Annotated in this window: 28 protein-coding genes; 13 read left to right on the top strand and 15 right to left on the bottom strand. The window is 58.8% G+C overall.

What is annotated here, in order from left to right; translation table 11 throughout:
• The 10 genes from ACR0AI_RS16540 (at position 1) to ACR0AI_RS16495 (ending at position 8,996) form a co-directional block, all read left to right on the top strand.
• Positions 1–594: a DsbA family protein gene (locus ACR0AI_RS16540; RefSeq protein WP_480675626.1), complete on the top strand. Its 594-nt coding sequence runs from the start codon at positions 1–3 to the stop codon at positions 592–594.
• 69 nt (positions 595–663) lie between these two features.
• Entirely contained in the window at positions 664–1,227 is a 564-nt protein-coding gene (locus ACR0AI_RS16535; RefSeq protein WP_170490874.1) for a NifU family protein, read from the top strand.
• On the top strand, positions 1,217–1,804 hold the full coding sequence (tsaB, locus tag ACR0AI_RS16530; protein WP_480675624.1) for a tRNA (adenosine(37)-N6)-threonylcarbamoyltransferase complex dimerization subunit type 1 TsaB: 588 nt from the start codon (positions 1,217–1,219) through the stop codon (positions 1,802–1,804). Before ACR0AI_RS16535 ends, tsaB begins: the two co-directional genes overlap by 11 nt.
• On the top strand, positions 1,801–2,214 hold the full coding sequence (locus ACR0AI_RS16525; protein ID WP_480675622.1) for a GNAT family N-acetyltransferase: 414 nt from the start codon (positions 1,801–1,803) through the stop codon (positions 2,212–2,214). Before tsaB ends, ACR0AI_RS16525 begins: the two co-directional genes overlap by 4 nt.
• 157 nt (positions 2,215–2,371) lie before the next feature.
• Entirely contained in the window at positions 2,372–3,370 is a 999-nt protein-coding gene (locus ACR0AI_RS16520; RefSeq protein WP_170553494.1) for a BMP family lipoprotein, read from the top strand.
• 84 nt (positions 3,371–3,454) lie between these two features.
• Complete coding sequence (locus ACR0AI_RS16515) at positions 3,455–4,984, top strand: ABC transporter ATP-binding protein (protein WP_480675620.1); 1,530 nt, start codon at positions 3,455–3,457, stop codon at positions 4,982–4,984.
• 1 nt (position 4,985) lies between these two features.
• Positions 4,986–6,080: an ABC transporter permease gene (locus tag ACR0AI_RS16510; RefSeq protein ID WP_170462690.1), complete on the top strand. Its 1,095-nt coding sequence runs from the start codon at positions 4,986–4,988 to the stop codon at positions 6,078–6,080.
• Positions 6,080–7,048, top strand: coding sequence for an ABC transporter permease (locus tag ACR0AI_RS16505; RefSeq protein WP_480675618.1), 969 nt, complete (start codon positions 6,080–6,082; stop codon positions 7,046–7,048). Before ACR0AI_RS16510 ends, ACR0AI_RS16505 begins: the two co-directional genes overlap by 1 nt.
• Before the next feature lie 257 nt (positions 7,049–7,305).
• The gene (locus ACR0AI_RS16500; RefSeq protein WP_170378929.1) at positions 7,306–8,226 is read left to right on the top strand and encodes a sulfite exporter TauE/SafE family protein; all 921 of its coding nucleotides are present in this window, start codon (positions 7,306–7,308) and stop codon (positions 8,224–8,226) included.
• A gap of 2 nt (positions 8,227–8,228) precedes the next feature.
• Positions 8,229–8,996 carry a TIGR02186 family protein gene (locus ACR0AI_RS16495; RefSeq protein WP_480675616.1) on the top strand — a complete coding sequence of 256 codons (768 nt, stop codon included), beginning with the start codon at positions 8,229–8,231 and terminating at the stop codon, positions 8,994–8,996.
• 3 nt (positions 8,997–8,999) lie between these two features.
• On the opposite strand, the gene ACR0AI_RS16490 is transcribed toward ACR0AI_RS16495, so the two are convergent.
• From ACR0AI_RS16490 to ACR0AI_RS16465, 6 genes are all read right to left on the bottom strand, one after another.
• Positions 9,000–9,728 (bottom strand): SDR family oxidoreductase, encoded by a 729-nt coding sequence (locus ACR0AI_RS16490; protein ID WP_480675614.1) that lies wholly within the window; start codon positions 9,726–9,728, stop codon positions 9,000–9,002.
• On the bottom strand, positions 9,725–11,257 hold the full coding sequence (locus ACR0AI_RS16485) for an ATP-dependent DNA helicase (RefSeq protein ID WP_480675612.1): 1,533 nt from the start codon (positions 11,255–11,257) through the stop codon (positions 9,725–9,727). The genes ACR0AI_RS16490 and ACR0AI_RS16485 overlap by 4 nt, the downstream gene beginning before the upstream one ends.
• Before the next feature lie 60 nt (positions 11,258–11,317).
• Positions 11,318–11,956, bottom strand: a complete 639-nt coding sequence (locus tag ACR0AI_RS16480; protein ID WP_475219327.1) for an acyl-homoserine-lactone synthase — start codon at positions 11,954–11,956, stop codon at positions 11,318–11,320.
• Positions 11,957–12,039: 83 nt separating this feature from the next.
• A complete protein-coding gene (locus ACR0AI_RS16475; RefSeq protein WP_480675610.1) occupies positions 12,040–12,759 on the bottom strand; it encodes a helix-turn-helix transcriptional regulator in 720 nt (239 codons plus the stop codon).
• Between the two features lie 363 nt (positions 12,760–13,122).
• A complete protein-coding gene (gene ccrA, locus ACR0AI_RS16470; protein ID WP_170468948.1) occupies positions 13,123–14,409 on the bottom strand; it encodes a crotonyl-CoA carboxylase/reductase in 1,287 nt (428 codons plus the stop codon).
• Between the two features lie 111 nt (positions 14,410–14,520).
• A complete protein-coding gene (locus tag ACR0AI_RS16465; RefSeq protein ID WP_480675608.1) occupies positions 14,521–15,909 on the bottom strand; it encodes a 1-acyl-sn-glycerol-3-phosphate acyltransferase in 1,389 nt (462 codons plus the stop codon).
• Between the two features lie 144 nt (positions 15,910–16,053).
• Between ACR0AI_RS16465 and ACR0AI_RS16460 the strand changes: the two genes are divergently transcribed.
• The 3 genes from ACR0AI_RS16460 (at position 16,054) to deoD (ending at position 19,194) form a co-directional block, all read left to right on the top strand.
• On the top strand, positions 16,054–18,021 hold the full coding sequence (locus ACR0AI_RS16460) for a methylmalonyl-CoA mutase family protein (RefSeq protein WP_480675606.1): 1,968 nt from the start codon (positions 16,054–16,056) through the stop codon (positions 18,019–18,021).
• A 122-nt stretch (positions 18,022–18,143) separates the two neighbouring features.
• Positions 18,144–18,461: an H-NS histone family protein gene (locus tag ACR0AI_RS16455; RefSeq protein ID WP_480675604.1), complete on the top strand. Its 318-nt coding sequence runs from the start codon at positions 18,144–18,146 to the stop codon at positions 18,459–18,461.
• Between the two features lie 19 nt (positions 18,462–18,480).
• Positions 18,481–19,194, top strand: coding sequence for a purine-nucleoside phosphorylase (gene deoD / locus ACR0AI_RS16450; protein WP_480675602.1), 714 nt, complete (start codon positions 18,481–18,483; stop codon positions 19,192–19,194).
• Between the two features lie 275 nt (positions 19,195–19,469).
• On the opposite strand, the gene ACR0AI_RS16445 is transcribed toward deoD, so the two are convergent.
• The 9 genes from ACR0AI_RS16445 to ACR0AI_RS16405 all read right to left on the bottom strand — a co-directional run bounded on the left by ACR0AI_RS16445 (position 19,470) and on the right by ACR0AI_RS16405 (position 26,009).
• Positions 19,470–19,616 carry a hypothetical protein gene (locus tag ACR0AI_RS16445; RefSeq protein ID WP_480675600.1) on the bottom strand — a complete coding sequence of 49 codons (147 nt, stop codon included), beginning with the start codon at positions 19,614–19,616 and terminating at the stop codon, positions 19,470–19,472.
• 124 nt (positions 19,617–19,740) lie between these two features.
• A complete protein-coding gene (locus tag ACR0AI_RS16440; RefSeq protein WP_480675599.1) occupies positions 19,741–20,520 on the bottom strand; it encodes a succinate dehydrogenase iron-sulfur subunit in 780 nt (259 codons plus the stop codon).
• A 13-nt stretch (positions 20,521–20,533) separates the two neighbouring features.
• Entirely contained in the window at positions 20,534–21,160 is a 627-nt protein-coding gene (locus ACR0AI_RS16435; protein ID WP_480675597.1) for a sulfotransferase, read from the bottom strand.
• A gap of 91 nt (positions 21,161–21,251) precedes the next feature.
• Entirely contained in the window at positions 21,252–23,060 is a 1,809-nt protein-coding gene (gene sdhA / locus ACR0AI_RS16430; protein ID WP_480675595.1) for a succinate dehydrogenase flavoprotein subunit, read from the bottom strand.
• Between the two features lie 22 nt (positions 23,061–23,082).
• Positions 23,083–23,454 (bottom strand): succinate dehydrogenase, hydrophobic membrane anchor protein, encoded by a 372-nt coding sequence (locus ACR0AI_RS16425; protein ID WP_170468973.1) that lies wholly within the window; start codon positions 23,452–23,454, stop codon positions 23,083–23,085.
• 10 nt (positions 23,455–23,464) lie between these two features.
• The gene (gene sdhC, locus ACR0AI_RS16420) at positions 23,465–23,848 is read right to left on the bottom strand and encodes a succinate dehydrogenase, cytochrome b556 subunit (RefSeq protein WP_170378960.1); all 384 of its coding nucleotides are present in this window, start codon (positions 23,846–23,848) and stop codon (positions 23,465–23,467) included.
• A gap of 213 nt (positions 23,849–24,061) precedes the next feature.
• Complete coding sequence (locus ACR0AI_RS16415) at positions 24,062–24,721, bottom strand: DUF1194 domain-containing protein (protein ID WP_480675593.1); 660 nt, start codon at positions 24,719–24,721, stop codon at positions 24,062–24,064.
• 53 nt (positions 24,722–24,774) lie between these two features.
• A complete protein-coding gene (locus ACR0AI_RS16410; RefSeq protein ID WP_480675591.1) occupies positions 24,775–25,803 on the bottom strand; it encodes a MaoC family dehydratase in 1,029 nt (342 codons plus the stop codon).
• The gene (locus ACR0AI_RS16405) at positions 25,803–26,009 is read right to left on the bottom strand and encodes a DUF1737 domain-containing protein (RefSeq protein WP_170378966.1); all 207 of its coding nucleotides are present in this window, start codon (positions 26,007–26,009) and stop codon (positions 25,803–25,805) included. Before ACR0AI_RS16405 ends, ACR0AI_RS16410 begins: the two co-directional genes overlap by 1 nt.
• Between the last annotated feature and the right edge of the window lie 2 nt (positions 26,010–26,011).

The following is a 26,011-nucleotide window of genomic DNA, read 5'->3' as shown; positions in this document are numbered from 1 at the left end:
ATGGCAGCACCCGTTCAGTTCTGGTTCGAATTCGCCTCAACCTATTCTTACCTCAGCGCGATGCGGATCGAGCAACTGGCCGCTGACAAGGGTGTTTCCATTGACTGGCAGCCCTTTCTTTTGGGGCCCATCTTTGCCGAACAGGGCTGGAATACCTCTCCATTCACGATCTACCCCGCCAAGGGCCGCTACATGTGGCGCGATATGGAGCGTTTATGCGCCGCCCGCGCATTGCCATTTCAACGCCCCGATCCGTTTCCGCAGAATTCCCTGACTGCTGCGCGTTTGGCTGTCGCCATCGGGGCCCAAGACCAGCGGGCCGCGTTTACCCGTGCCGTTTACACGGCCGAGTTCGGCGAGGGCCGCGATATCTCGGCCGCATCAACATTGACCGATTGCCTTGCAGCCGCAGGTCTGCCCGCCGATTTTATGGAGAGCGCGCAAGACCCAAAGGTAAAAGCGGCGCTCTTCGCGCAATCCAGCCGCGCCAAAGAACTCGACTTGTTCGGCGCACCCAGTTTTGTCGTCGGGGATGAGGTTTTCTGGGGTGATGACCGGTTGGTTGACGCAATAAACCACTCTCTCGCAATTTAGAACGGTTCCAAATCTTGACTTCCACGGCAGCTGCCCGCATATCAGACGCAACGAAAACGGAGCTGCCTCATGTTCATTCAGACCGAATCCACCCCGAACCCGGCAACCTTGAAGTTCCTGCCCGGCCAGACGGTGCTTGAAGCAGGCACAGCCGACTTCCCATCCGCAGAAGCGGCTGAAAAATCGCCGCTCGCCCAGCGCATCTTTTCGGTCAGTGGCGTGACCGGCGTGTTCTTTGGCAATGACTTTGTCACAGTGACCAAAGCGGATGACGTCGATTGGGACCACATCAAGCCAAGCATCCTCGGCGCGGTGATGGAGCATTACCAATCCGGCCAGCCCGTCATGGGAGCCGAGGCGGCACCCGCATCCGGCCATGCCGAGCATACCGGCGAGGATTCGGAAATCGTCGACCAGATCAAAGATCTGCTGGACAGTCGCGTGCGCCCTGCTGTGGCTCAGGACGGTGGCGACATCACCTTCCACGGCTTTGACCGCGGCGTGGTCTACCTGCATATGCAAGGGGCCTGCGCCGGCTGCCCGTCCTCGACCCTGACCCTGAAAATGGGGATCGAGAACCTGCTGCGCCACTACATCCCCGAAGTGACCGAGGTTCGCCCCGTTGCCGTCTGAACCGACGCTTCTGGCATTTGACACATCGGCCGCGCATTGCGCGGCCGCTTTGTTGCGTGGCTCTGAAATTGTCGTCACGCGAGCAGAAGCCATGTCACGCGGGCAGGCCGAACGCCTGATGCCTCTGCTGGAGGAGGTTCTGTCTGAGGCCGGTCTTGGCTGGAAAGACCTGGACGCCATCGGTGTTGGCATCGGCCCAGGAAACTTCACCGGCATTCGAATCTCGGTTTCAGCGGCGCGTGGGCTTGTATTGGGTCTGAACATCCCGGCCGTCGGCGTGTCAGGTTTTGACGCCTTGGCCGAGAACATGCCCGACGGTCACCTGCCGGCGATCTCAGCCCCACGCGATCAGGTCTATGTGCAGACCTCCGAAGGCCCACGCCTGATGCCTCGAGCCGAGGCCGAGGGGATTGGCCCCCTCTTCACTGCCACGGACCCAAACGCGCATGTTCAGGCCATCGCCCATGTCGCGGCGCGCCGATGCGGCACGGAAACGGCCCCACCAGCACCGCTTTACATTCGCCCCGCGGATGCGGCGCCGTCTCGCGACCTCCCTCCTGTGCTGCTGGACGAATGACCCCGGAAGTCATGGCCCTGACCCACGCTGCCGCCTTCACGCAAGCGCGCCCGTGGACGGCTGCAGAATTCGAAGACCTACTGCAAAACCTCTTCACCCATGTTGTCGGAGACCCCAACTCCTTTGCCCTTTTTCAGGTCATCGCGGGCGAGGCCGAGTTGCTGACCATCGCGACTCACCCACTGCATCAGCGTAAGGGCTTGGCTGCAGCCTGCATGAAAAACTGGCACGCCGTTGCTGCTGACCTCGGTGCAACGCGCGCGATTCTTGACGTGGCGGCAGACAATGGGGCCGCTATCGCACTCTATGAGGGCTTCGGTTACAGCCCCTGCGGGATGCGAAAAGGCTACTATGCACGCGATTCCGCCTCAAATTGCGACGCAATCGTGATGGAACGCCCCCTACCGTAGCCCCACACCCCACTTTTTAGACCAAGTGGTCAAAAATCAGTTGACCCTGCCTGTTGCATACGGCCTTAATTCCCGTCATCACAACGGTTATGCTCGCTATAGGTGGGTAAACGAGGCTAGTTTAACCTCGAACCGACAAAAACAACGGGAGTACCAAATGACCCTGATGAAATCCTTGATGGGCGCTGCCGCCGCCGTCGCTCTGACCGCTGGTGCCGCACTGGCCGAACCGGCCCTGATCTTTGACTTGGGTGGCAAGTTCGACAAGTCGTTCAACGAAGCCGCACACAACGGCGCGCAGCGTTGGGCCAACGAAACCGGCGGCACCTATCGCGAGATCGAGCTTCAGTCTGAAGCACAGCGTGAACAGGCCCTGCGCCGTTTCGCCGAGGCTGGCGCGAACCCGGTCATCACCATGGGCTTTGCCATGGCCGATCCGCTGTCTGCCGTTGCCGGCGACTATCCTGACACCAAGTTCGTCGCGGTTGACGTTACTTGGCTGGACGCACCGAACATCCGTCAGATCGGCTTTGCCGAGCACGAAGGCTCGTACCTCGTTGGTATGATGGCTGCGATGGCGTCGGAATCGGGCACTGTGGGCTTCATCGGTGGCATGGATATCCCGCTGATCCGCCACTTTGGTTGCGGCTACGCGCAAGGCGCCAAGGCTGTGAACCCTGACATCAACGTTGTTGCCAACATGACCGGCACAACCCCTGCCGCATGGAACGACCCGGTTAAAGGGTCCGAGCTGACCAAAGCGCAGATCAGCCAAGGCGCTGATGTGATCTATGCGGCCGCAGGCGGCACCGGTGTTGGTGTTCTGCAAACCGCGGCGGACGAAGGCATCCTGTCGATCGGCGTGGACAGCAACCAGAACCACCTGCACCCGGGCAAGGTCCTGACCTCGATGCTCAAGCGCGTGGACGTGGCCGTCTATGACGCGATGAAAGCGGGTGAAGATCTGGAAACCGGCGTGTTCGCCATGGGCCTGGCCGAGGACGGCGTTGGCGTTGCCATGGACGAGAACAACAAAGAGCTGGTCTCGGTTCGTATGAACGACGCCGTGGACGAAGCACGCAAAGCGATCATCAACGGCGACATCTCCGTTGTCAGCTACTACGAGAACGACAGCTGCCCGGCGCTGCAGTTCTGATATCGCACGGGGCGGGGGGTGACTTCCGCCTCGGTCCCACTCTGCCGCGAACCGCGCGGCCCTTCGGCAACCCAAGGACAAGACATGACAGTCCCCGCCATTGAGCTCAAAGGGATTTCCAAAGCCTTTGGGCCGGTTCAGGCCAATAAAGACATTTCCATCAGCGTCGCCCCCGGCACGATCCATGGGATCATCGGTGAAAACGGTGCGGGCAAATCCACGCTGATGAGCATTCTCTACGGCTTCTACAAAGCCGATAAAGGTGAGATTTGGATCAACGGCACCAAGACCGACATTCCAGACAGTCAGGCGGCCATCGCCTTGGGTATCGGGATGGTGTTCCAGCACTTCAAGCTGGTCGAAAACTTCACCGTTCTTGAAAACATTGTTCTGGGCGCCGAGGATGGTGGGCTGCTGGCCCCGTCTCTGGCCAAAGCCCGGAAAGAGCTGAAAGCGCTGGAAGAAGAATACGAGCTGTTCGTCGACCCTGACAAGCGCATCGATGAAATCGGCGTGGGCATGCAGCAACGGGTCGAGATCCTCAAGGCGCTGTATCGCAAGGCCGAGATCCTGATCCTCGACGAACCCACCGGCGTTTTGACCCCGGCCGAGGCAGACCAACTGTTCCGCATCCTCGATCGCCTTCGGGCTGAAGGGAAAACGATCATCGTGATCACGCACAAGCTGCGCGAGATCATGGAGAACACCGATACCGTCTCGGTCATGCGGCGCGGAGAGATGACCGCTACGGTCAAGACCTCCGAAACCAGCCCTGAGCATCTGGCCGAGCTGATGGTGGGCCGCAAGGTCCTGCTACAGGTCGACAAGGTGCCCGCGCAGCCCGGGAAACCCATTCTTGAGGTCCAAGACCTGCGCGTGTTCGATGCGGCAGGCGTTGAACGTGTCAAAGGCATCGACCTGACCGTCCGCGCCGGTGAGATCGTCGGTATCGCAGGCGTCGCGGGCAACGGCCAGTCGGAACTGTTGGAAGTTCTGGGTGGGATGCGCCCCGGTCAGGGCTCGATCAAGCTAAACGGTACGCCCTTGCCCCTCAGCGGGGCCGGGTCTGATGGTCAGGCGCGTCGCGCGCAGCACATCGCGCATGTGCCGGAAGACCGTCAGCGCGAAGGTCTGATCATGGACTTCCATGCCTGGGAAAACGTTGCCTTCGGATATCACCGTGACCCGGCCTACAAGCGCGGCCTGTTCATGGACAACGCCGCCCTGCGCGCGGACACCGAAGCCAAGATCGAGAAATTCGATGTGCGTCCCCCGAACGGCTGGCTGACCGCCAAAAGCTTTTCCGGAGGCAACCAGCAGAAAATCGTCGTCGCGCGCGAGATCGAGCGGAACCCAGACCTGTTGCTGGTTGGCCAACCGACCCGCGGCGTAGACATTGGCGCGATCGAATTCATTCACAAGCAGATCGTAGCCCTGCGCGACCAAGGCAAAGCGATCCTGCTGGTCTCGGTCGAGCTGGAGGAGATTTTCTCGCTCTCGGACCGGATCGCCGTGATGTTTGACGGACATATCATGGGTGAGCGTCTGCCCCATGAGACAGATGAAAAAGAACTGGGCCTGCTGATGGCCGGTGTTGCGGGAGAGGCCGCGTAAGATGGAAAAAATGCCCAAATGGGCCGACGTCGTGCTGATCCCCATCATCAGCCTGGTGTTGGCCACGATCCTGTCGGCGCTGGTGATCCTCGCCATCGGAGAGAACCCGGTTGAGGCCGTGAACTTGATGGTCACAGGCGCGCTGGGGTCAACCTATGGCTGGGGCTATACGCTCTATTACGCGACTAACTTCATGTTCACCGGACTCGCGGTGGCCGTGGCTTTTCACGCGCGGCTGTTTAACATCGGGGGCGAAGGTCAGGCGATGCTGGGCGGCCTTGGCGTTGCCATGGTGTGCCTCTACATCCCTTGGCCGCATTGGAGCATCGCTCTGATCGCCGCAGGTCTGGGGGCCGCTATATTCGGCGCGGCATGGGCCGCGATACCGGCTTACCTGCAGGCCAAACGCGGCAGCCACATCGTGATCACCACGATCATGTTCAACTTTATCGCAGCTGCCTTCCTGAACTACATGCTGGTCAATGTCATGCGCCCGCAAGGTTCGCAGGACCCGGCGACCGCGCGCTTCCCCGAGGCAGTACACCTGCCGACCTTCCAATCCATGTTCTCGACCGCTGAAAACGTGATGTTCCGCGGCGCACCGGCCAATATTTCGTTCTTCGTGGCGATCATCGCCTGTTTCGTGGTCTGGGCGCTGATCTGGCGCACCCGGTTGGGATATGAAATTCGGGCCTATGGTCATTCGGAAACCGGTGCCGTCTATGCCGGGATCTCGCCGGTTCGCATCACCATCATCGCCATGCTGATCTCGGGCGGGCTGGCAGGTCTGATGGCCATCAACAACGTGATGGGTGAGGCCGAGCGTTTGGTTCTGAACTCGACCGAAGGCGCGGGTTTCATTGGGATCGCCGTGGCACTGATGGGCCGTTCGCACCCGTTCGGCGTGTTCCTCGCGGCGCTTCTGTTCGGCTTCCTCTATCAAGGAGGTGCCGAATTGGCCTTGTGGACATCCATCCCGCGCGAATTGATCGTCGTCATTCAGGCACTGGTGATTCTGTTTACCGGGGCGTTGGACAATATGGTGCGGATGCCACTTGAAAAGCTGTTCCTTGCCCTGCGGAAGGAGCCTCAGTAATGGAGTCGTTCGTAACACTGATCCAGGTTCTCGATTCCACCGTCCGTCTGGCGACGCCTTTGCTGCTGGCTTGTCTGGCAGGCCTCTATTCCGAACGTGCCGGGATTTTCGACATCGGGCTTGAGGGCAAAATGCTGATCTCGGCCTTCTTCTCGGCGGCTGTTGCTGCAGTGACCGGCTCGGTCTGGTTGGGATTGCTCGCGGGGATCGCGTCGTCTCTGGTCTTGTCGGCACTGCACGGCGTGGCATCGATCACGTTCCGGGGTAATCAGCTGATCTCTGGCGTGGCGATCAACTTCCTGGCCTCTGGCCTGACGGTTTTGATTGCTCAAAGCTGGTTCCAACAAGGCGGGCGCACCCCGTCGCTGTTCGGCCAAGGCCGGTTTGAGCCGATCAACTTCCCATTCGCCGAAGCGCTGAGCGACGTGCCCTTCATCGGCCCGATCTATTCCGAACTGCTGTCCGGCCATTCGATCCTTGTCTACATCGCCTTCCTGATGGTGCCTGCGACGTGGTGGATCCTCTATCGCACCCGGTTCGGGTTGCGGTTGCGCGCGGTGGGCGAAAACCCGGCTGCCGTGGATACTGCCGGTGTCTCGGTCGTCGGCCTGCGCTTTGCGGCTGTAGCCATCTGCGGCGTGCTTTGCGGTATCGCCGGGGCCTATCTTGCAACTGCGCTGCAGGCCGGGTTCGTTAAGGAAATGACCGCCGGACGCGGGTTCATCGCGCTGGCGGCGCTGATCTTTGCGAAATGGCGTCCATGGCACGCGATGTGGGCCTGTTTGCTGTTTGGCCTGCTTCAGGCCATCGCGCTGCGTTTCCAGAATATCGACCTGGGCGGCATCGTGATCCCTGTGCAGGTGATGGACGCCCTGCCCTATATCCTGACCGTGGTGATTCTTGCGGGCTTTGTCGGCAAGGCGGTTCCGCCCCGCGCCGGTGGCGAACCGTATGTGAAAGAACGCTGATAAGTCCAGTTCAGGGCCAATTCTGGGTCCTGTTCGCTGCAGAGCGGCATGCAGAGTTGATTTTGCATGCCGCAACCGCTCTAAGAGGGTATGTGCGTGTTTCCTCTGATAGAAAAGAGTGCAAACCTCCTCTCGTATTTGCCAAAGACGGGTGGTAGGCCTGTGACCGCAGCGCCCGATATTCAGGCTGCACGCATTTCCGATGCCGGCGGGTCCACCGCTTTGCACAGCCGAACTCAATACGACTAGAGCATGCCATGCAAATTTACCTTCCGATTGCCGAAGTCTCCGTAAACGCCTTTCTATTGCTAGGGCTCGGCGGCATGGTCGGCATTCTGTCGGGCATGTTTGGGGTCGGCGGTGGGTTCCTCATGACGCCGCTTCTGTTCTTTATCGGCATCCCTCCGGCCGTTGCCGTTGCGACCGAGGCCAACCAGATCGTGGCCTCGTCCTTCTCGGGCGTTCTGGCGCATTTCAGGCGAAGGACGGTCGATTTCAGGATGGGCACGGTTCTTTTGATCGGCGGCCTCATCGGGGCCGCGCTTGGCGTCGTCGTGTTCAACTACCTCAAGAGCTTGGGCCAGGTCGATCTGCTGGTAACCCTGTGCTACGTCGTCTTCCTTGGCGTGATCGGCAGCCTGATGTTCATCGAAAGCCTACGCGCCTTGCGCAAGGCCAAAAAAGGCGGGGCGGCACCTGCTAAGCGCCGTCAACGCGGCTGGGTCCATGCGATGCCCTTCAAGATGCGCTTTCGCACCTCGGGTCTGTATATCTCGGTCATCCCACCGGTTCTGGTCGGCCTCTGCGTAGGCGTTCTGTCCGCGATCATGGGCGTTGGCGGCGGCTTTATCATGGTGCCCGCGATGATCTATCTGCTGGGCATGCCCACCAAGGTTGTGGTCGGGACATCCCTGTTCCAGATCATCTTCGTCACCGCCTTCACGACAATGCTGCACGCCACCACGAACTACACCGTGGACGTGGTTCTGGCCGTGCTGCTCCTTGTCGGCGGCGTTATCGGAGCTCAGATCGGAACCGTGATCGGGGCCCGGATGCCAGCCGAGCAATTGCGGGTTTTGCTTGCCGCGCTTGTGTTGGTCGTTTGCGGCAAGCTGGCGCTTGATCTGCTTCTGGAACCGTCCGAGCTGTATTCGCTTGGCGCCAGCGGAGGGCACTGACTATGGTCCGCTCATTGATCGCCGCCCTGTGCCTGTTCTGCCTGCCCGCGGCTGCCGCGGAAGAGCAGGTGGTCCTGGGCCTCAGCCAGGACCGCGTTGCCATTACCGCAACGTTCGACGGGTCCGAGATTCTGATCTTCGGGGCCATCAAACGCGAAGCCCCGATCCCCGAAGGCCCTCCGCTTGAGGTGATCGTCACCGTCGCGGGCCCATCCGAGCCTCTGACCGTGCGCCGCAAAGAACGTAAACTGGGAATCTGGGTGAACTCCGACAGCGTCGAGGTCGATCTGGCCCCCAGCTTCTACGCGGTAGCCACCAGCGGGCCATTCAAAGAAATCCTTACCAATACCGAGGATCTGCGCTATCGGGTTTCCATCGAGCGGGCCATCCGCTCGGTCGGAGCGGCGATGCATATCGAGGCTGCTCAAGACTTTGCCGATGCCGTGATACGCATTCGCGAAAGCGAGAGCTTGTATTCGGTCCGCGAAAACACGGTTGCGGTGGACGAACAGACCCTGTTCCGCACGTCGATCGACATGCCTGCCGACCTGACCGAAGGAGACTACGCCGCACGCATCTTCCTGACGCGGGGCGGCAATGTGGTGTCGCAATACGAAACCACCATCGACGTGCGCAAAGTGGGGCTGGAGCGATTTCTCTACAACATGTCCCGCGAACAGCCCGTTTGGTACGGGCTGATGTCACTGGTCATCGCCATCGCCGCTGGGTGGGGTGCCTCAACAGCTTTCCGTCTGCTGCGCGAAAAGTAACGCTCAGCCCCGGCCGATATAGGGCATGGTCGTGGCCATCACGGTCATAAACTGCACATTGGCCTCGGGCGGTAGATTGGCCATGTGCAGCACCGACTTGGCCGCGTCTTCCACATCCATGGTCGGATCGGGCGTTCTACCATCGGCAATCGCAGTATCAACCAGCCCCTGCACCATCTGAGTGCGGGCGTTCCCGATATCGATCTGACCGCAGGCAATGCCAAAATCACGCCCGTCCAGCGACAGGCTGCGAGTCAGCCCGGTGATGGCATGTTTCGTTGCAGAATAGTGCACCGAGTTCGGGCGCGGTACATACGCCGCGATTGAGCCGTTGTTGATGATGCGCCCCCCTTGTGGGGTTTGATGACGCATGATCCGAAATGCCTCACGCGCGCTCAGGAACATGCCGTTAAGGTTAACGTTGACGCTTTGGTACCAGTCCTCCAACGCGATTTCATCAATCGTGCCGCCGGGTGCAAAGATGCCAGCGTTGTTAAACAGAACATCCAGCCGCTCGGCCCTGTTCGAGAAAGATCGGAAGGCGCGCGCAACAGCAACCGGATCGGTCACATCCGCAACCAGAGGGATCGCGTTGCGATGCCCTTCGGCCATTTCCACTAGTTTGTCTTCGCTGCGTGCCAGCAGGCCGACGGTCCAGCCCTCGGCCAGAAACAGCTCGGCCGTGGCTTTTCCGATCCCGGAACTTGCGCCAGTTATGAGGATGGATTTCATGTCTCTTCAGCCTCCAGTGTCAGGGTCGCCGCCGGTATGGCGCGCAGATCATCGACGCGCAGAGGATGGGTGGGTTTGGACAATCGATTGCGCACCACCCAGATCAACCGCTCCTGCGCACGGGTGATGGCAACATAGGCCAGTCGTTTCCACAAGGGCTGTCCGGCCTCGGTCCGACCCATGCGGGCCGCGGCGTAGATGTCGGGCGCAAACACCTGCACCGTATTCCATTGCGAACCCTGCGCCTTGTGGATCGTGACAGCCGCTCCATGCAAAAAGGTCGCGCCCATACGCGCTGCATAGGGGATGAACGGTTCCTCTTCATCCGGCTTTTCGATCTGCACAATCGACGCCGCACTGACCTGAGGGTCCTCGGCCCCCATAACATGCAGGCGAGAGAAACCGGGTTTTCGCCCCGGCCCCAGATAGACGACCTGCGCGCCTTTGATCAGGCCACGCGCCTCAAGATCCAGCCGTTTCTTGCGGTGTTTCAGAGGCAGCTCAATCCCGTCGCAGATCAGCGGCTCACCTTCCAGCAACTCCGTCTCGGGCGCGCCATGGACCTGCCGGAAGGCCTGGATCAGACGGATGCGCGTTGCGTTGCGCCAGACCAGAACCGGGCTGCGGGGCATCAGATCAACCTCGACCCGCTGCCCCCAGACCACCCGGTCATCGCGACGCGCGGTGTCTTCGACCAGACGCTCGAAATCCTCAAAGCCCATGGCAGGGTCAGCAAGCGCATGGGCCAAATCGAGAATGGGATTGTCGGCGTCCTGACGGTGTATACGATGCAGGGTCAGTTTGCGCGGCTCGGGCAGGGTTTCGAATACCATGCTACCGGATTGGTTAACTGGTGCCAGCTGCGCCGGATCGCCGAACAGCAGCAACGTCGGGAAGATCTCTTTCAGATCATCAAACTGACGGTCATCTAGCATCGAGGCTTCGTCGACAAAACCGATATCCAGCGGCTCTTCCCGGCGTTTCCAACCAGTGATGAAATCCGACCCGCGCAAACCGGCGGCGGCCAGAGCACCGGGGATCGACTTGTTGTTCTGATAGAAGGCAGCCGCTCGGTCCAACGCCTCATCCGTCAGGCCTTCGATTTCGGGCCGTTCGTCATTGCCCTCAAGCCATTCGGCGATGCGTTCATATTCCGGGTCATAGACGGGCGTATAGAGAATGCGGTGGATGGTCGTCGCGGGCACCCCGCGCAGGCGCAAAACGCTTGCGGCCTTGTTGGTGGGGGCCAGAATCGCCAGACTGCGTTTGTCGCGGGATTTTCGGCTTTCATAGTCGCCTGAAACGATGTGAACGCCTGTTTCGGCCAGCGCCTTGTACAGTTCCGCCAGCAAAAGGGTCTTGCCCGAACCGGCCTTGCCGATCACGGCCATAACACCCGATTCACCGTGTCCCGGCAGTTTCAGCAGGGCGTCATCTTCAAGGTCCACCCCGGCAGAGCGCAGCATCTCGGCGATGCTGTCATAGGCGGCAGCCTGATCTTCTGAGAAGGTCACATTGGGCAAAGACATGGCGCGACCCTACAGGGCCGCGCCACCCTTCACCAGATACGGATTTGGGTTTTCAAGACCCTAGGCCGACAGCGCAAACCGGTGCTGTTTGGCCGGGCCGAACGCGGTTCTGAACCACAGGCGCGAAAGCTCACGCGGAATGCCTGCCCGCTCGGCCACGCGGTTGCAATCATCCGCGGAATAGGGCCAAAGACCGACCGAGATTTGATCCCGCCCTTTCCCCTCGGACCCCAATACAATTGGGGACGACCCAATCAGGCGGTAGATCCGGATCATCCGCGCATCAAAGACGCCGGCGATATGGGTCAGACCGAAGCCCTCCATCATTTCGCCGCCGCTCAACATGATAGCCCCGGCCGTATGGGGGCTGGCCGTTCGCGACAGGCAAAAGCGCGTGACCTCCCAGATCAGAGGGCTGCAGATCGGCTCGCCCTCGTTGAGATGACCGAACACTTCGTTCACCATGACCGGGCCAGTGGTCGGCAGAACCCGCATTGAGCCGCCATGGCTGCCGTCCGACTCCTCCCAAATCACATAAAGCGGGTTGAGGTCATCGTATTGATCCCGCTCTTCCCCTTTTTCATTGACGTAAACGTCCCATCCCAGCCGGGTTTTGAACTGATCCGCGCGATCGCGAAACATCCCGTCGGCCAAAGCTGGAAATTTATGCAGCTCATCAGCATACAAATAACGCAACATGACTAATTCCCCTTGTCGTCCTGTGCAGGAACGAAAGGGGTACGAAGTCGTGGTTAATTTACTGTTCTAGGACCGTACGTTGCTTAAACGACTATTAACCCACGGCTGAGCGCGGTCACGATCGCGTGCGTCGTGTTTTGCGCGCCCAGTTTCGAGCGCGCGCTTTCAATATAGACCCTCAGCGTGTGTTCCGAGATCGACAGCGAGTGTGCAACCTGTGCGCGGCTGAAGCCCTGCGCAAGCAACGTCATCGCATCAATTTCACGCGGAGACAGACCTCGGGTCGCTTCAGGCTGCCTGTCCTTTTCAAACTCCAGTGCTTTTCGGTTGATGTAATGCGCCACGAGAATCAATTCGCGGCCAAAGGTCGAGATGAAATTCTGCCAGGTGTCGTCGTCACAACTGTGATTGACGGTGAACAGCGCAAACTGCCCATTTGGCCCTCGGATCGGGATCGAATACCCCTGATTGCCCACCCCATGTTCCAAGGCATCCTGAAGAAACGCTTTGGACACCCTGCCGGACCAGTCCAGCGATTTCCAATCAACCGGGTGAAATCTTTGGAAACACCCCAGTATCACGGGGTCGATGCGATGATAGTTTTTTTCGCGATACCGTTCATCCCAGGCATCGGAATAGGTGGTATAGCCGTACTGATCCCCGGCGGCATCCACCCAATGATATGTCAGATGTTCGACTTTCAGACAGTCGCGCAGGCGAGTGGCGACCGAGCCAAGCTCATCAAGCGTGCTGGTGTTTTCCAAATCCTTCAGGATCTGACCCAAATCGAGTTCTGTTCCCATCCGCGGGCGCCCGTGCCTTATCTGTCATGGACGCGATCTCGGCTGCGGCAATCAGCTTGGTGTCGTCCAGCTGTTCGGCCAAGGCAGTCAACCCATTCGCAACAGCGAACGCGTTGAGGTCCGACAATACGTCCAGTATCCACTCATTTTGCGCCATAAGGGTCTCTCTGAAACAGTTAACGAAGTGTTAACACAACCATAGCATGTGCGATCTTTTTGACCTATTCACCGGTTTCTACTCCCCAAAAATAGTGAGGGGCAAAATTCCAACCTGTTGAAACAAAAAAGGGCTTTCCCAGAAGGCGAAACACCCGCGTATCGAAGATCCGATTCGCGGGTGTTTTTGTCTATTTCAGGATGGGCTTATGGACGCGCGTCCAAAACCTCTTCCAAAGTGCGCATGCCGGTGCGCGGGGCCTGAACCAGGACCGACATGTTCCCTGGCTTGTGCTCGTTGCGCAGCATTTTCATATGCGCTTCGGGCAGATCGTTCCAGGCGAACACTTCCGACATGCAGGGGTCCAGACGGCGTTCGACCATCAGCTTGTTGGCGGCTGCCGCTTGCTTCAGATGCGCAAAGTGCGACCCTTGCAGGCGCTTCTGGTGCATCCACATGTAGCGCACGTCGAAGGTACAATTAAACCCGGTGGTCCCAGCACAAATCACGACCATGCCGCCCTTTTTCACCACGAAGGTCGACACTGGGAAGGTGCTTTCACCGGGGTGCTCGAACACCATATCAACGTTGTTGCCTTTACCGGTGATATCCCAGATCGCCTTGCCGAACTTGCGAGCCTCTTTGAACCACTCGGCGTATTCGGGCGTGTTGACCGTGGGCAGCTGACCCCAGCAGTTGAAGTCCTTGCGGTTCAGAACGCCTTTGGCGCCCAGCCCCATCACGAAATCCCGTTTGCTTTCGTCCGAGATCACACCAATCGCATTTGCACCGGCCGTGTTGATCAATTGGATCGCGTAAGAGCCCAAACCACCCGAGGCGCCCCAAACCAGAACGTTCTGACCGGGCTTCAGGTCATGAGGCTCGTGCCCGAACAGCATTCGGTAGGCCGTAGCGAGCGTCAGGGTATAGCACGCCGCCTGCTCCCAGGTCAGGTGCTTGGGACGCGGCATCAGCTGTTGCGCCTGCACGCGGGTGAATTGGCTGAACGACCCGTCTGGGGTCTCATAGCCCCAGATGCGCTGGCTGGGCGAGTACATCGGATCCCCGCCGTTGCATTCCTCGTCGTCGCCATCGTCTTGGTTGCAGTGGATCACCACCTCATCACCAACCTTCCAGCGCTTGACCTTGTCGCCAACGGCCCAAACGATGCCAGACGCATCCGAACCAGCTATATGGTAGGGGGCCTTGTGGCCATCAAACGGGCTGATCGGCTGGCCCAAAGCGGCCCAGACGCCGTTATAATTGACGCCCGCCGCCATCACGAGGACCAGAACCTCGTTGCTGTCCAACTCGGGAACATCAACCACTTCCTGCTGCATCGCAGTATTTGGTTCTCCGTGACGCTCTTTGCGGATCGCCCAGGCGTACATCTGCTTGGGCACAAACCCCATCGGAGGGATTTCCCCCATTTCATAGAGGTCCTTTTCGGGTGCCTCGTACGACGCGATACCGCTTTCGGTGTCCAAAGCCATGCTGGCCTCCTTTTCAATACCTTTGCCGCGGCGCAGAATCGCCGCCTCTCCTACAGAGGGATAGGAGGGGTTGCGCAACATTGCAACCATCTTTGGTCTATTTTTGTAATTTTATGACCCAGCGGGTGCAGAAACATCTTTCGCGAGCGCAGCATTGGCGGATTTCACCTGTTCGGGCACTGACTCTGCGTAGTATTGCATAAGATCCTCGCGCTGCCCGGACAGGTTCAAAGCCCCGTCTTGACGCGTCAGAATGCGCCGTTCGACCATTTGGTCCACCGCGCTTGTGATGGCACCCTCTGCCTCCGCGAGCGCAAGACCATCAGATTCCATGAGGGCACGGATTCGACTCCGCACCTCCTGTTCGGGCATTGGGCCATTCTCGCGCAGCAGCCAGCAGGCTGCCGGTCCCGGCACCAAGGGAATCGCCGCGCCAATCCGTTTCATCAACGCACGCGCGAGGTCAGTCATCACGTCATCCCCTGCCCGTGCCTCGAAGTCTTTCAGCGATATCGGCTCACCATACCTAACCGCGGCCAGTCCGAACCGCTTGTAGCGACCGATCAACCGACGCCAGATTTGCTTGAGAACCCAGCTTGTGATCACCCCGATCCGCGCACGAAAACGTCGATCAGTTCCAAGGGCGGCGCGCGTCAGAATCGTGTCCTCAAGTACGCGGTCATAGTTCAGCGCCACCGGCACAAACACCACATCGCGCCCCTCAGGCGAGGTGCCGTCGATAATATATTTCAACAAACCCAGCTTGGGGCGCCCTAAAGCGCCGGTCAGGCTGAGCCCGCCTTCGGGGAACATTGCCTGCGTTACACCCGCTTCGGTCGCGTGCCGGACATAGCTGGCCAGAACCTGGCGATACAGCTCGCTGCCTGATTTGCGACGGATGAAGTACGCGCCCATCGCGCGGATCAACCGGCTGAGCGGCCAAACCCGCGCCCATTCGCCCACGGCATAGGACAGGGCGGATTGCTGCGCCGCCAGATAGGTGACCAGAACATAGTCCATATTGCTGCGATGGTTCATCACAAAGACAACCGTCGCCTCGGGGTCGATATCCTTGATCGCGCTTTCATCCTTATAGCTGAGATGCACGTTGTAGAACGCGTTGCTCAGCAATCGGGACAGGCGAATGGCGAAGCTGAAATAGGCAAAAGCCGAAAAGGACGGCACGATCTCACGCGCGTATCGGCGGGCTTGTTCGAACGCAACGGCTTCGGGGATGCCTTCTTCATGGGCGTGCTGCTGCACCGCGTGCCCGACCTGAGGATCATAGATGAGCCGCTGGATCATGTCGTGCCGCCGCGCAAGTTTGAACGGCTGGATCGGCCTCTGCAGGCGTTGGTTCAACCGAGAGACCGCCCTCTCAAGCCTGCGGCGAAAGAACCAGCGGACGGAAGGGAACAGAAAATGCGAGGCAAAAGTGACCATGGCAAAGACCACGATCAACAGGAATAGCCACAGCGGAAGTTCCACGGTTCTCAACATCGGGCCACACTGCCACCAAACGAGGCGGCTCACAATCTAGACAATTCGCATATGCCGCAACGCAGCGAATTGACAATGCCTGAAAATTGCGATTTAGAACCCGTAGACGTAATTTTGTTACTCACCGAAACACGAGGCCCGCCCATGACGCAGATGCAGAAAGACCGCCCCTGGCTGATCCGAACCTATGCTGGTCATTCCACCGCCAAAGCCTCGAACGCGCTGTATCGCGGCAACCTCGCCAAAGGTCAGACTGGCCTGTCGGTGGCGTTCGATCTGCCGACTCAAACGGGCTATGACAGCGACCACACGCTGGCGCGGGGTGAGGTCGGCAAAGTGGGTGTGCCGATCTGCCATCTGGGCGACATGCGGGTGCTGTTCGATCAGATTCCGCTGGAGCAGATGAACACCTCGATGACAATCAACGCAACGGCCCCGTGGCTGCTGGCGCTTTACATCGCCGTGGCCGAGGAACAGGGCGCGGATGTCTCAAAGCTGCAGGGCACCGTTCAGAATGACCTGATCAAGGAATATCTCAGCCGCGGCACCTATGTCTGCCCGCCCAAGCCGTCGCTGAAGATGATCGCGGACGTGGCCGAGTATTGCTATACCAACGTGCCAAAATGGAACCCGATGAACGTGTGTTCCTACCACCTGCAAGAGGCCGGCGCGACCCCGGAACAGGAGCTGGCCTATGCGCTCGCCACCGCCATTGCGGTGCTAGATGAGCTACGCCCTCGTGTGCCTGTCGAGGACTTCCCTGCCCTATGTGGACGCATTTCCTTCTTCGTGAATGCTGGCATCCGCTTTGTTACCGAAATGTGTAAAATGCGGGCTTTCGTCGATCTTTGGGATGAAATCCTTCAACAACGCTATGGTGTTGAGAACCCCAAGTTCCGCAGATTCCGCTATGGTGTTCAGGTGAACTCGCTTGGGCTGACCGAACAGCAGCCGGAAAACAACGTCTACCGCATCCTGATCGAGATGCTAGCCGTCACACTGTCGAAAAAAGCGCGCGCTCGTGCCGTACAGCTGCCCGCTTGGAATGAGGCTTTGGGCCTGCCCCGCCCGTGGGACCAGCAGTGGTCGATGCGCATGCAGCAGATTCTGGCTTATGAGACGGACCTGCTGGAATACGGAGACCTGTTCGACGGGAACCCGGCGGTTGATGCCAAGGTCGAAGAACTCAAGGAAGGCGCGCGGGCCGAGTTGGCCAATCTCGACTCCATGGGCGGTGCCGTGGCCTCGATCGAATACATGAAGTCCCGACTGGTGGACTCCAATGCAGAACGCCTGAACCGCATCGAACGGAACGAGACCATTGTGGTCGGTGTGAACAAATGGGTCGACGGTGAGCCCTCGCCTCTGCAAACCGAGGATGGCGGTATCATGGTTGTGGACCCTGCGGTCGAGCAGGAGCAGATCAATCGTCTGAACGAATGGCGGGCCGAACGTGATGATGCAGCCGTAGCAGCGGCGCTGGCTGCTCTGCGCGAGGCGGCGCAAACTGGGGCGAATGTCATGGAACCCTCGATTGCTGCGGCCAAGGCCGGTGCAACCACGGGTGAATGGGCCGAGGAAATGCGCAAGGTCTACGGCACCTACCGTGGCCCAACCGGCGTGTCCGGCTCGGTCTCGAACAAGACCGAAGGGTTGGAGGACCTGCGCGCGTCGGTGGATGCAGTCAGTGACCGTTTGGGGCGTCGTTTGAAGTTTCTGGTCGGCAAGCCGGGTTTGGATGGTCATTCCAACGGCGCCGAGCAGATTGCCTTCCGCGCCCGTGATTGTGGTATGGATATCAGCTATGAGGGCATTCGCTTGACACCAGAAGAAATCGTCTCGGCCGCGTCCGAAGACGATGCCCATGTGATCGGTTTGTCGATCCTGTCTGGCAGTCATCTACCCCTGGTCGAAGACGTAATGACCCGCCTGAAACAGGCAGGCCTGTCGCACGTGCCTGTCATCGTCGGCGGGATTATTCCGGACGATGACGCAGACGCTTTGAAGAAAATGGGTGTCGCCAGAATCTACACGCCCAAGAATTTCGAGCTGAATGCCATTATGGGCGACATCGTCGCGTTGGTGGACCCGCAGGAAATCGCCGCTGAATAACACCCGTTTCGAAAAACTCTTGATGGCTATTCCCGAAATGACGGGAATAGCCTATATCGGCGCGTGGAAATACGGCTTGTATTTTTCAACCGTAACCACTCACTCCTAAAAGAGGAAAAATAATGGGACTTGAGCTTGAAAACATGTCGCGCAATGAACTTCTGCAATTGCGCAACGATATCGATAAAGCCCTGGTAAATGCCGAAAAGCGCGAGCGCAAAGCCGCTCTGGAAGCCGCCGAAAAAGCCGCAGCCGAATTCGGGTTTCCCCTGTCAGATCTTTTGGACGGCGCTTCGAAAGGCATCAAGCTTCAGAAATCAAAAGCGAAATACCGAAACCCAAACGCCCCAGATCAAACCTGGACCGGCCGTGGACGCAAGCCTCAATGGGTGCATGACGCGCTGAATTCCGGCACCGATATCGTCGAGTTGGAAATATGAATTTGAGGTCGTTTCAGAAATGACAATCCACATTGGCGCAGAAAAAGGCGACATTGCTGAAACCGTTCTTTTGCCCGGAGATCCCTATCGGGCGAAATGGGCAGCCGAAACGTTTTTGGATGACGTAAGGTTGGTCAATGATGTGCGCGGCATGCTCGGGTTTACCGGTACGTGGAAAGGGAACCCTGTCACCATTCAGGGCAGCGGCATGGGTATGCCCTCACTTTCCATTTACGTGAACGAATTGATCCGGGATTTCGGTGCGAAGACACTGATCCGCATCGGCTCCTGCGGTGGTATGCAGGACAGTGTCAATGTCCGCGATGTTATTCTGGCCATGGCGTCGACCACGCTCAGCACGCCGTCTCGGGGTATCATGAAGGAATTGAACTTCGCCCCCTGCGCCGATTGGGGTCTGTTGCAGGCCGCGGCCAATGCGGCGGCAGCCAAGGGAACACCGACCCATGTGGGCGGGATCTATTCCTCCGACGTGTTCTATGATGAGCGCCCCGATCTGAACGAACAGATGGTGCGTCACGGCATTCTGGGGGTCGAGATGGAAGCAGCCGAGCTGTATATCCTCGCCGCCAGACACAAATGCCGGGCGCTTGCGGTTCTGACCGTCTCGGACCACTTGCTGACGGGCGAGGCCCTGCCCTCATCTGAGCGGGAGCGCAGCTTTGGCGACATGGTCGAGATCGCACTGCAAGCGGCCTTCCCGGACGCAGCATAGAGTGAAACGGGCCGAGCATGTCTCGGCCCGATTTCTATTTGCCGATTGTTTGTCGCAGACATTTCGAAGGACGATCTGATCCGTCGGATCTCGCGCCGCAAAAGGCGCAGACCCACAGATCCTCGTCTCGATGCTGTCGCCAGCGACAATCGCGTGTCAGCGAAGACGTGCGGGACCGCCAGAAGAAATAGGCGAAAACCCCAGCGGCCAGAAGAAGCAGAAGAACAGGCATAGATCTGTTTGGCCCGCTCCGGCCGCAAATGGCAAGGCTGGTGTTAGGCTGCGTTTGCGTATTCGAACAGATCAGGCTCTCGCTGATCCTCGGCAACAACAGGTTCAGGCGTATAATACGCCCAAGCTTGCTCCAACAGGGTTAGAGCTTCCTTGGCGTCGGGTTTCGGTGTGTTTGCTTGTGTACTCATCGGAGTGATCCTGATTTCATCACTCCTCCCTTCTGCAAACATACGGCGTCAGTGGACCGACGACATCGGACGTTTTTGCAAAGGGGGCATGCGCTTGCCGCAGCACGGCAAGCGCATCGGTCGATCAGACAGAGCGTTCGACCATCATCTTCTTGATCTGCGCGATCGCTGCCGCCGGGTTCAGACCCTTCGGGCAGGTCTTTGCACAGTTCATGATCGTGTGGCAGCGATACAGCTTGAAGGGATCTTCCAGCTCATCCAGACGCTCACCGGTGGCTTCATCGCGGCTGTCGATGATCCAGCGATAGGCGTGCAGCAAAGCTGCGGGGCCAAGATAGCGGTCGCCGTTCCACCAATAGCTCGGGCACGAGGTCGAGCAGCTGGCGCACATCACGCATTCATACAGGCCATCCAGCTTCTTGCGGTCTTCGATCGATTGCTTCCACTCTTTCGCGGGGCGGTTGGTCTTGGTTTCCAGCCACGGCATGATGCTGGCGTGCTGCGCGTAGAAATGCGTCAGATCGGGGATCAGGTCCTTGACCACCGGCAAATGCGGCAGCGGATAGATCTTCACGTCGCCCTTGATCTCATCCATGCCGTAGATACAGGCCAGCGTGTTGATCCCGTCGATATTCATCGCGCAGGAGCCACAGATCCCCTCGCGGCACGAACGACGGAAGGTCAGGGTTGGATCAATCTCGTTCTTGATCTTGATCAGCGCGTCCAAAATCATCGGACCGCAGGTGTCCATATCGACGAAATACGTGTCGACACGCGGGTTCTGGCCGTCATCGGGGTTCCAGCGATAGATCTGGAACTTGCGCAGGTTCTTCGCGCCGTCCGGTTTGGGCCATGTCTTACCGGTGGTGATCCGGGAATTCTTGGGCAGGGTCAGTTGAACCATGTCAATTCTCCATTCAGCCTGTCCGGGCGCGGTCAGACGCGCCTCGATTGTAGTGCCCCCAATGGGCAATGTTCACGTCAAAATCCGCAGATAACCAGTCGGCAATCGCCTGAGGGTCATCGCGGTCGATATCAAAGAGCAGGAACCTCGGGTTCCCGTCGAAATGGGCCTGCACCTCGGCGTGGTGTACGTCATACATCCGGCGCCAGCCCTGTTTCACGTCGTCTGCGCTCGTCCCGTTGGCCTTGCAGCAGCGTTCGAGATAACCACCATTGCTGTGCAGCGCGCGTGAGGAGATCCAATCCTCGCGATCGCGCGTATTCAGTAGAAAATAGGCATCCGGATAAGCCGCATGCAACTCGCGGAAAAACCGTGTGCCATCCAGCATGAACCGGGCATTCACAAAAGCAATGTCTGTAAAGGCCCGGACCGAGCCGAACCCATCCAGCGGTTTCCGACCCATGGCGATATTCGTCACCATTTTTTGGGCCAGATTATCCCCCTGATTGTCCACCCAATGCACCGACGCGATGCCGCTGTTCTGAAACAGCTTGTGCAGCGACGTGGTGGCGCAGCGATTCAGACCGATCAGGATGATCTTGGGGTCTCGCGGACCCGAGGGTAGCCGTTCAACCGTCATGGCAAGCAACCCTCACCACGCCCGACATGGGCGTTTGTCGTGTTGGTGGGTATGTGGCGCTTGCACCGCATTGCCTGATGGTTGCTCCTACTTAGAACGTCCGCGCTTTGGGCGCGATTTTCTTGAGGCTGATGCCGCCTTGATCCTCGTTGGTCAGAGGATCAACGATCACCGGACGGTAGCTGAGTTCAACCTTGTTACCCTCGACCCGGCTGACGGTGTGGACACGCCAGTTCTCATCGTCGCGCTCTGCGAAATCCTCATGCGCATGTGCGCCACGGGACTCTTTGCGCGCTTCGGCCCCCACGATGGTAGCCAGAGCGCTTGGCATAAGGTTGGTCAGTTCCAGTGACTCCATCAGGTCACTGTTCCAGACCAGAGACCGATCCGAAACCTTCAGATCGTCCATCTTAGCCGCGATCGCTGTCATCTTTTCGACGCCTTCCGCCATGGTCTTGGCGGTCCGGAACACAGCCGCGTCCTGCTGCATGGTCTTTTGCATCTCAAGCCGCAGGTCAGCGGTTGGGACTGCGCCCGAGGCGTTCCGTACAGCGTCAAACCGATCAAATGCCTTGTCAACGGACGCCTGGTTCAGCACAGGGTTCGGCGCGTCTGCGTCCACTACTTTACCGGCCCGGATGGCCGCCGCGCGACCAAAGACGACCAAATCGATCAGAGAGTTAGATCCCAGACGGTTGGCGCCGTGGACCGAAGCACAGCCCGCTTCGCCCACTGCCATCAGACCGGGAACAACTGCGGTTGGGTTGTCGGCAGTGGGGCTGAGAACCTCACCCCAATAATTCGTCGGAATACCGCCCATATTGTAGTGTACGGTCGGCAGAACGGGGATTGGTTCCTTGGTAACGTCCACACCAGCAAAGACACGCGCAGATTCCGAGATTCCGGGCAGCCGTTCCGCCAGCGCCTCGGCTGGCAGGTGGCTGAGGTTCAGGTGGATGTGGTCGCCATCATCGCCGTGACCACGACCTTCGCGGATCTCCATCGTCATCGAACGCGAGACATAGTCGCGCGGCGCCAAGTCCTTATATTGGGGCGCATAGCGCTCCATGAATCGCTCACCTTCAGAGTTGGTCAGGTAACCGCCCTCACCCCGAGCACCCTCGGTGATCAGACAACCCGAGCCATAGATGCCAGTCGGGTGAAACTGAACGAACTCCATATCCTGAAGCGCCAGACCGGCACGGGCCACCATGCCGCCACCGTCGCCAGTGCAGGTATGGGCCGAGGTCGCGCTGAAATATGCACGACCGTAACCGCCGGTCGCCAGCACAACCATCTTGGCGTTGAAGACATGCATCGTGCCGTCGTCCAGCTTCCAGCAGACAACGCCTTGACACTGCCCGTCCTCGGACATGATCAGGTCGATAGCGAAATATTCGATGTAGAATTCAGCGTTGTTTTTCAGCGACTGACCGTAAAGCGTATGCAGGATTGCGTGACCGGTCCGGTCTGCGGCCGCGCAGGTACGCTGCACGGCGGGGCCTTCGCCAAACTCGGTGGTGTGACCGCCGAAGGGACGCTGATAGATTTTACCCTCTTCCGTACGGCTGAAGGGCACGCCGTAGTGTTCCAGCTCATATACAGCTTTGGGGGCTTCACGCGCGAGATATTCCATCGCATCGGTGTCACCCAGCCAGTCCGAGCCCTTAACGGTGTCGTACATGTGCCATTGCCAATGGTCAGGCCCCATGTTGGACAGGGACGCGGCAATACCACCTTGCGCGGCAACCGTGTGTGAGCGTGTCGGAAACACTTTGGTGACACAGGCTGTACGCAGCCCCTGCTCGGCCATGCCCAATGTTGCCCGCAGACCGGCCCCACCTGCACCTACGACGACCACGTCGTATTCGTGGGTTTCATATTCATATGCTGCTGTCATCGTTCTTGTTCCTTATCGCGCGTCACAGGGCCAGCTTGACCAGGGCAAACAGCCCCGCAGCCATCAGCGTGTAGCCAAGCGCCCACATCGCAACGAGAGAGATTTTCTCAAGAATGCCATGGATATAGTCTTCGATAGTTTCCTGCGCCTCATACATAAGCTGCTGCAGGCCCACGACCAGCGTCAGAGCGGTGACAATCGCAGGGAAGGGACGGCTGAAATAGGCCAGAACCTCTTCATACGTGCCGCCGAGGCCCATTCCGAAGGTGATGATAAATATGGGAACCAGCACGGTCAGGATCATCGCGCGCACCATGGTACGCCAATGGGTTTGTGTTCCCGATTTCCCTGCGCCCAGGCCCTGCGCGCGTTTGCGGTCGGTCAGATATCGCATCTCCGTCTCCTTAAACCACAAGCACGGTGAGAATGGTCAGGACTGTGGCCCCGATGAACATGCCCATCCCCAGTTTTTCCGAGGTATTCACGTCGAGGCAGTAGCCGAAGTCCCAGAAAACGTGACGCAGGCGGCCCAGCGTGTGATACCAAAGTGCCCAGGTCGCGACGATGAGGATCAGCTTGCCGAACCAGCTGGTCAGGAACCCGTCGATCAGCGCAAATGCACTTTCCGAAGTTGACGCTGCCAGCAGCCACCAGACGACCAGAATGGCAACGGCAAACACCCCGAGGCCGGAAAACCGAACCATGATGGATGACATGGAAGTCATCTGTGGGCGATAGATCATAATATGTGGCGAGAGCGGGCGGTTGCCCCGATTGACATCGGCCATGGCGGCTCCTCTTACTTTGGCTACCAGACTTTTTACTTGTTTTTGCGCTTCTGTCACGTGCTGCACCTGCAAAAACAGGTAAAATTGCCTCAAAAACGGTGATTTTGACCAATTGTGATCACGCACTTTAAAAGTGTGATCACAAAATACAATGCGATCATTCTATGTTAGCGTTTTCAACGCAGAAGCATTGTGATCACGAATCCCTACAGATCATCGAAAACCGGCAGATTGCTGCGTCACCTCGCGCAGCAACTTTTTTCGTATGCGCTCCGGGTAATCAGCAAAACCCGAAGCCGACACGACAAACGCCCCCTCTCCGAAAATGACATTTTCAAAGAAATAGGCCGTTAGGTCCGGTTCACTTTCTTCGATAGCTATGGCGTTTACTGTCACGCCTCGATCTTTCAGAAGGCCGTGAATCTGTGTTGGCTCAACACCTTCGTTGGAAACCCCATCGCCCGAGATATCAATCAGCAGTCGCCTGCACTCTGCCACGTCGTCAAACCGCAGCAGGGTGGCTTCCAAAGCCTCTCCGATCGCAGTCGAGAAATTGCGCCAGACCCTTGGGTCCTGTGCAACTTGATCAGCGAACTTCTCCAGAGCAATAAAGCTGTCGATTTTCGTCCACGGGATCGTCACACGCTGGCGGGATTCGCCCGTCCATTGCACCAACATCAACTGCGCCTGCCCGCGCACCAAGGCCTCGGACACGACCGGGTCACGCAACCCAGCGGCGAGGCCATCCATCTGAATGCGGTATTCGCTGCTGTCGACAGAGCCAGAGACATCCACCGCCAAGGCCAGCGCCAGATCACACGCCCAAGCGGGGCGTGTAAGGCACAGGAAAAGGGTGAGAAAACGCAGAAACATGACGCCACCCTAGCACGGATTGCGGGTCCTGTGTTCACATCACTGTAACCCGACTAGATCGGCATCAAGGCCCAATAATCGAGGTCCAGCAACACATTTGAGGTGTATTTTCCGTCTTCACCGCGCAGCTCAAACGGCGCGCCGCCTTTGGTCGCCACCAGACGCAGGCGGATCGCTCCGACCCCGGGCACGTCGGTTTCGGCCTTGTCCAAAACCTCGGACCACGCCTTGATCGTGTCTCCTGCGAAACAAGGGTTGGCATGTGCGCCGCCATTCAGACCCACGATCATCTGCGCATTGGCGAGGCCGTTGAACGACAAGGCCCGCGCCATCGAGATCACGTGGCCCCCATAGATCAGGCGGCCTTCAGGGCGGAAGGTCAGGTCGAAATGCACCTTGGCCGTGTTCTGCCATAGGCGTGTGGCCAACATATGCTCGGCCTCTTCCACCGTCACGCCGTCCACGTGATCAATGGTTTCGCCGATCTCATAGTCGCCCCAACGATGCGGCTCACCCGCCAGGGTGAAATCGTAATTCGAGAAATCAAGCCCCTCGGGGATGACTAAATCGTTTGGCTCCAGCACTTTCTTCAACTCGGGCACAACCGTTTCCGGTGCTGGAGCATCCGGGTTTGCCTTGCGCACCATCACCCAGCGGACGTACTCCATGACCACTTCGTCCAACTGGTTCAGACCGCGCGTCCGCACCCAGACCACACCGGTCTTGCCGTTCGAGTTCTGCTTGACCCCAATCACCTCGGACACCGACCGCAGCGTGTCGCCCGCATGAACCGGCAACAGCCAACGCCCCTCGGCATAGCCCAGATTGGCAACCGCGTTCAGCGAGATATCGGGCACCGTTTTGCCGAACACCACGTGGAAGGCCGCCAGATCATCAATCGGGCTTTCCTGCAAACCACAGGCCCGCGCGAACTCATCCGAGGAATACAGCGCATGACGCGCAGGGTAGAGCGCATGGTAGAGGCCGCGCTCTCCCTCCGTCACGGTGCGAGGGACGGCGTGCGGCAGCACCTGCCCGACGGAATAGTCCTCAAAAAAGCGGCCCGGATTGGTTTTTGCCATTATTGCTGTCCCAGTTTCATCTCAGGTGAATAGTCCGCGTCGACCTCTTTGGTCACAGCCTGCGCGCACCGCATGACGTTGTTGGCCTGATCGAAAGCGTAGGAGGGATCGCCATAGAGCTCCCACCCTTTTGCCAAGGCGTCCGACACTTTGTGACAGAAGGCCGAGGTGTCTTCCTCGGTCAGCAGGCGATAGAGTTTTGCCATTC

It is taken from the genome of Ruegeria sp. BG3 (assembly GCF_056538485.1).
The sequence above is the reverse complement of the archived record's forward strand: the minus strand, read 5'-3'. Positions and strand labels throughout refer to the sequence as shown.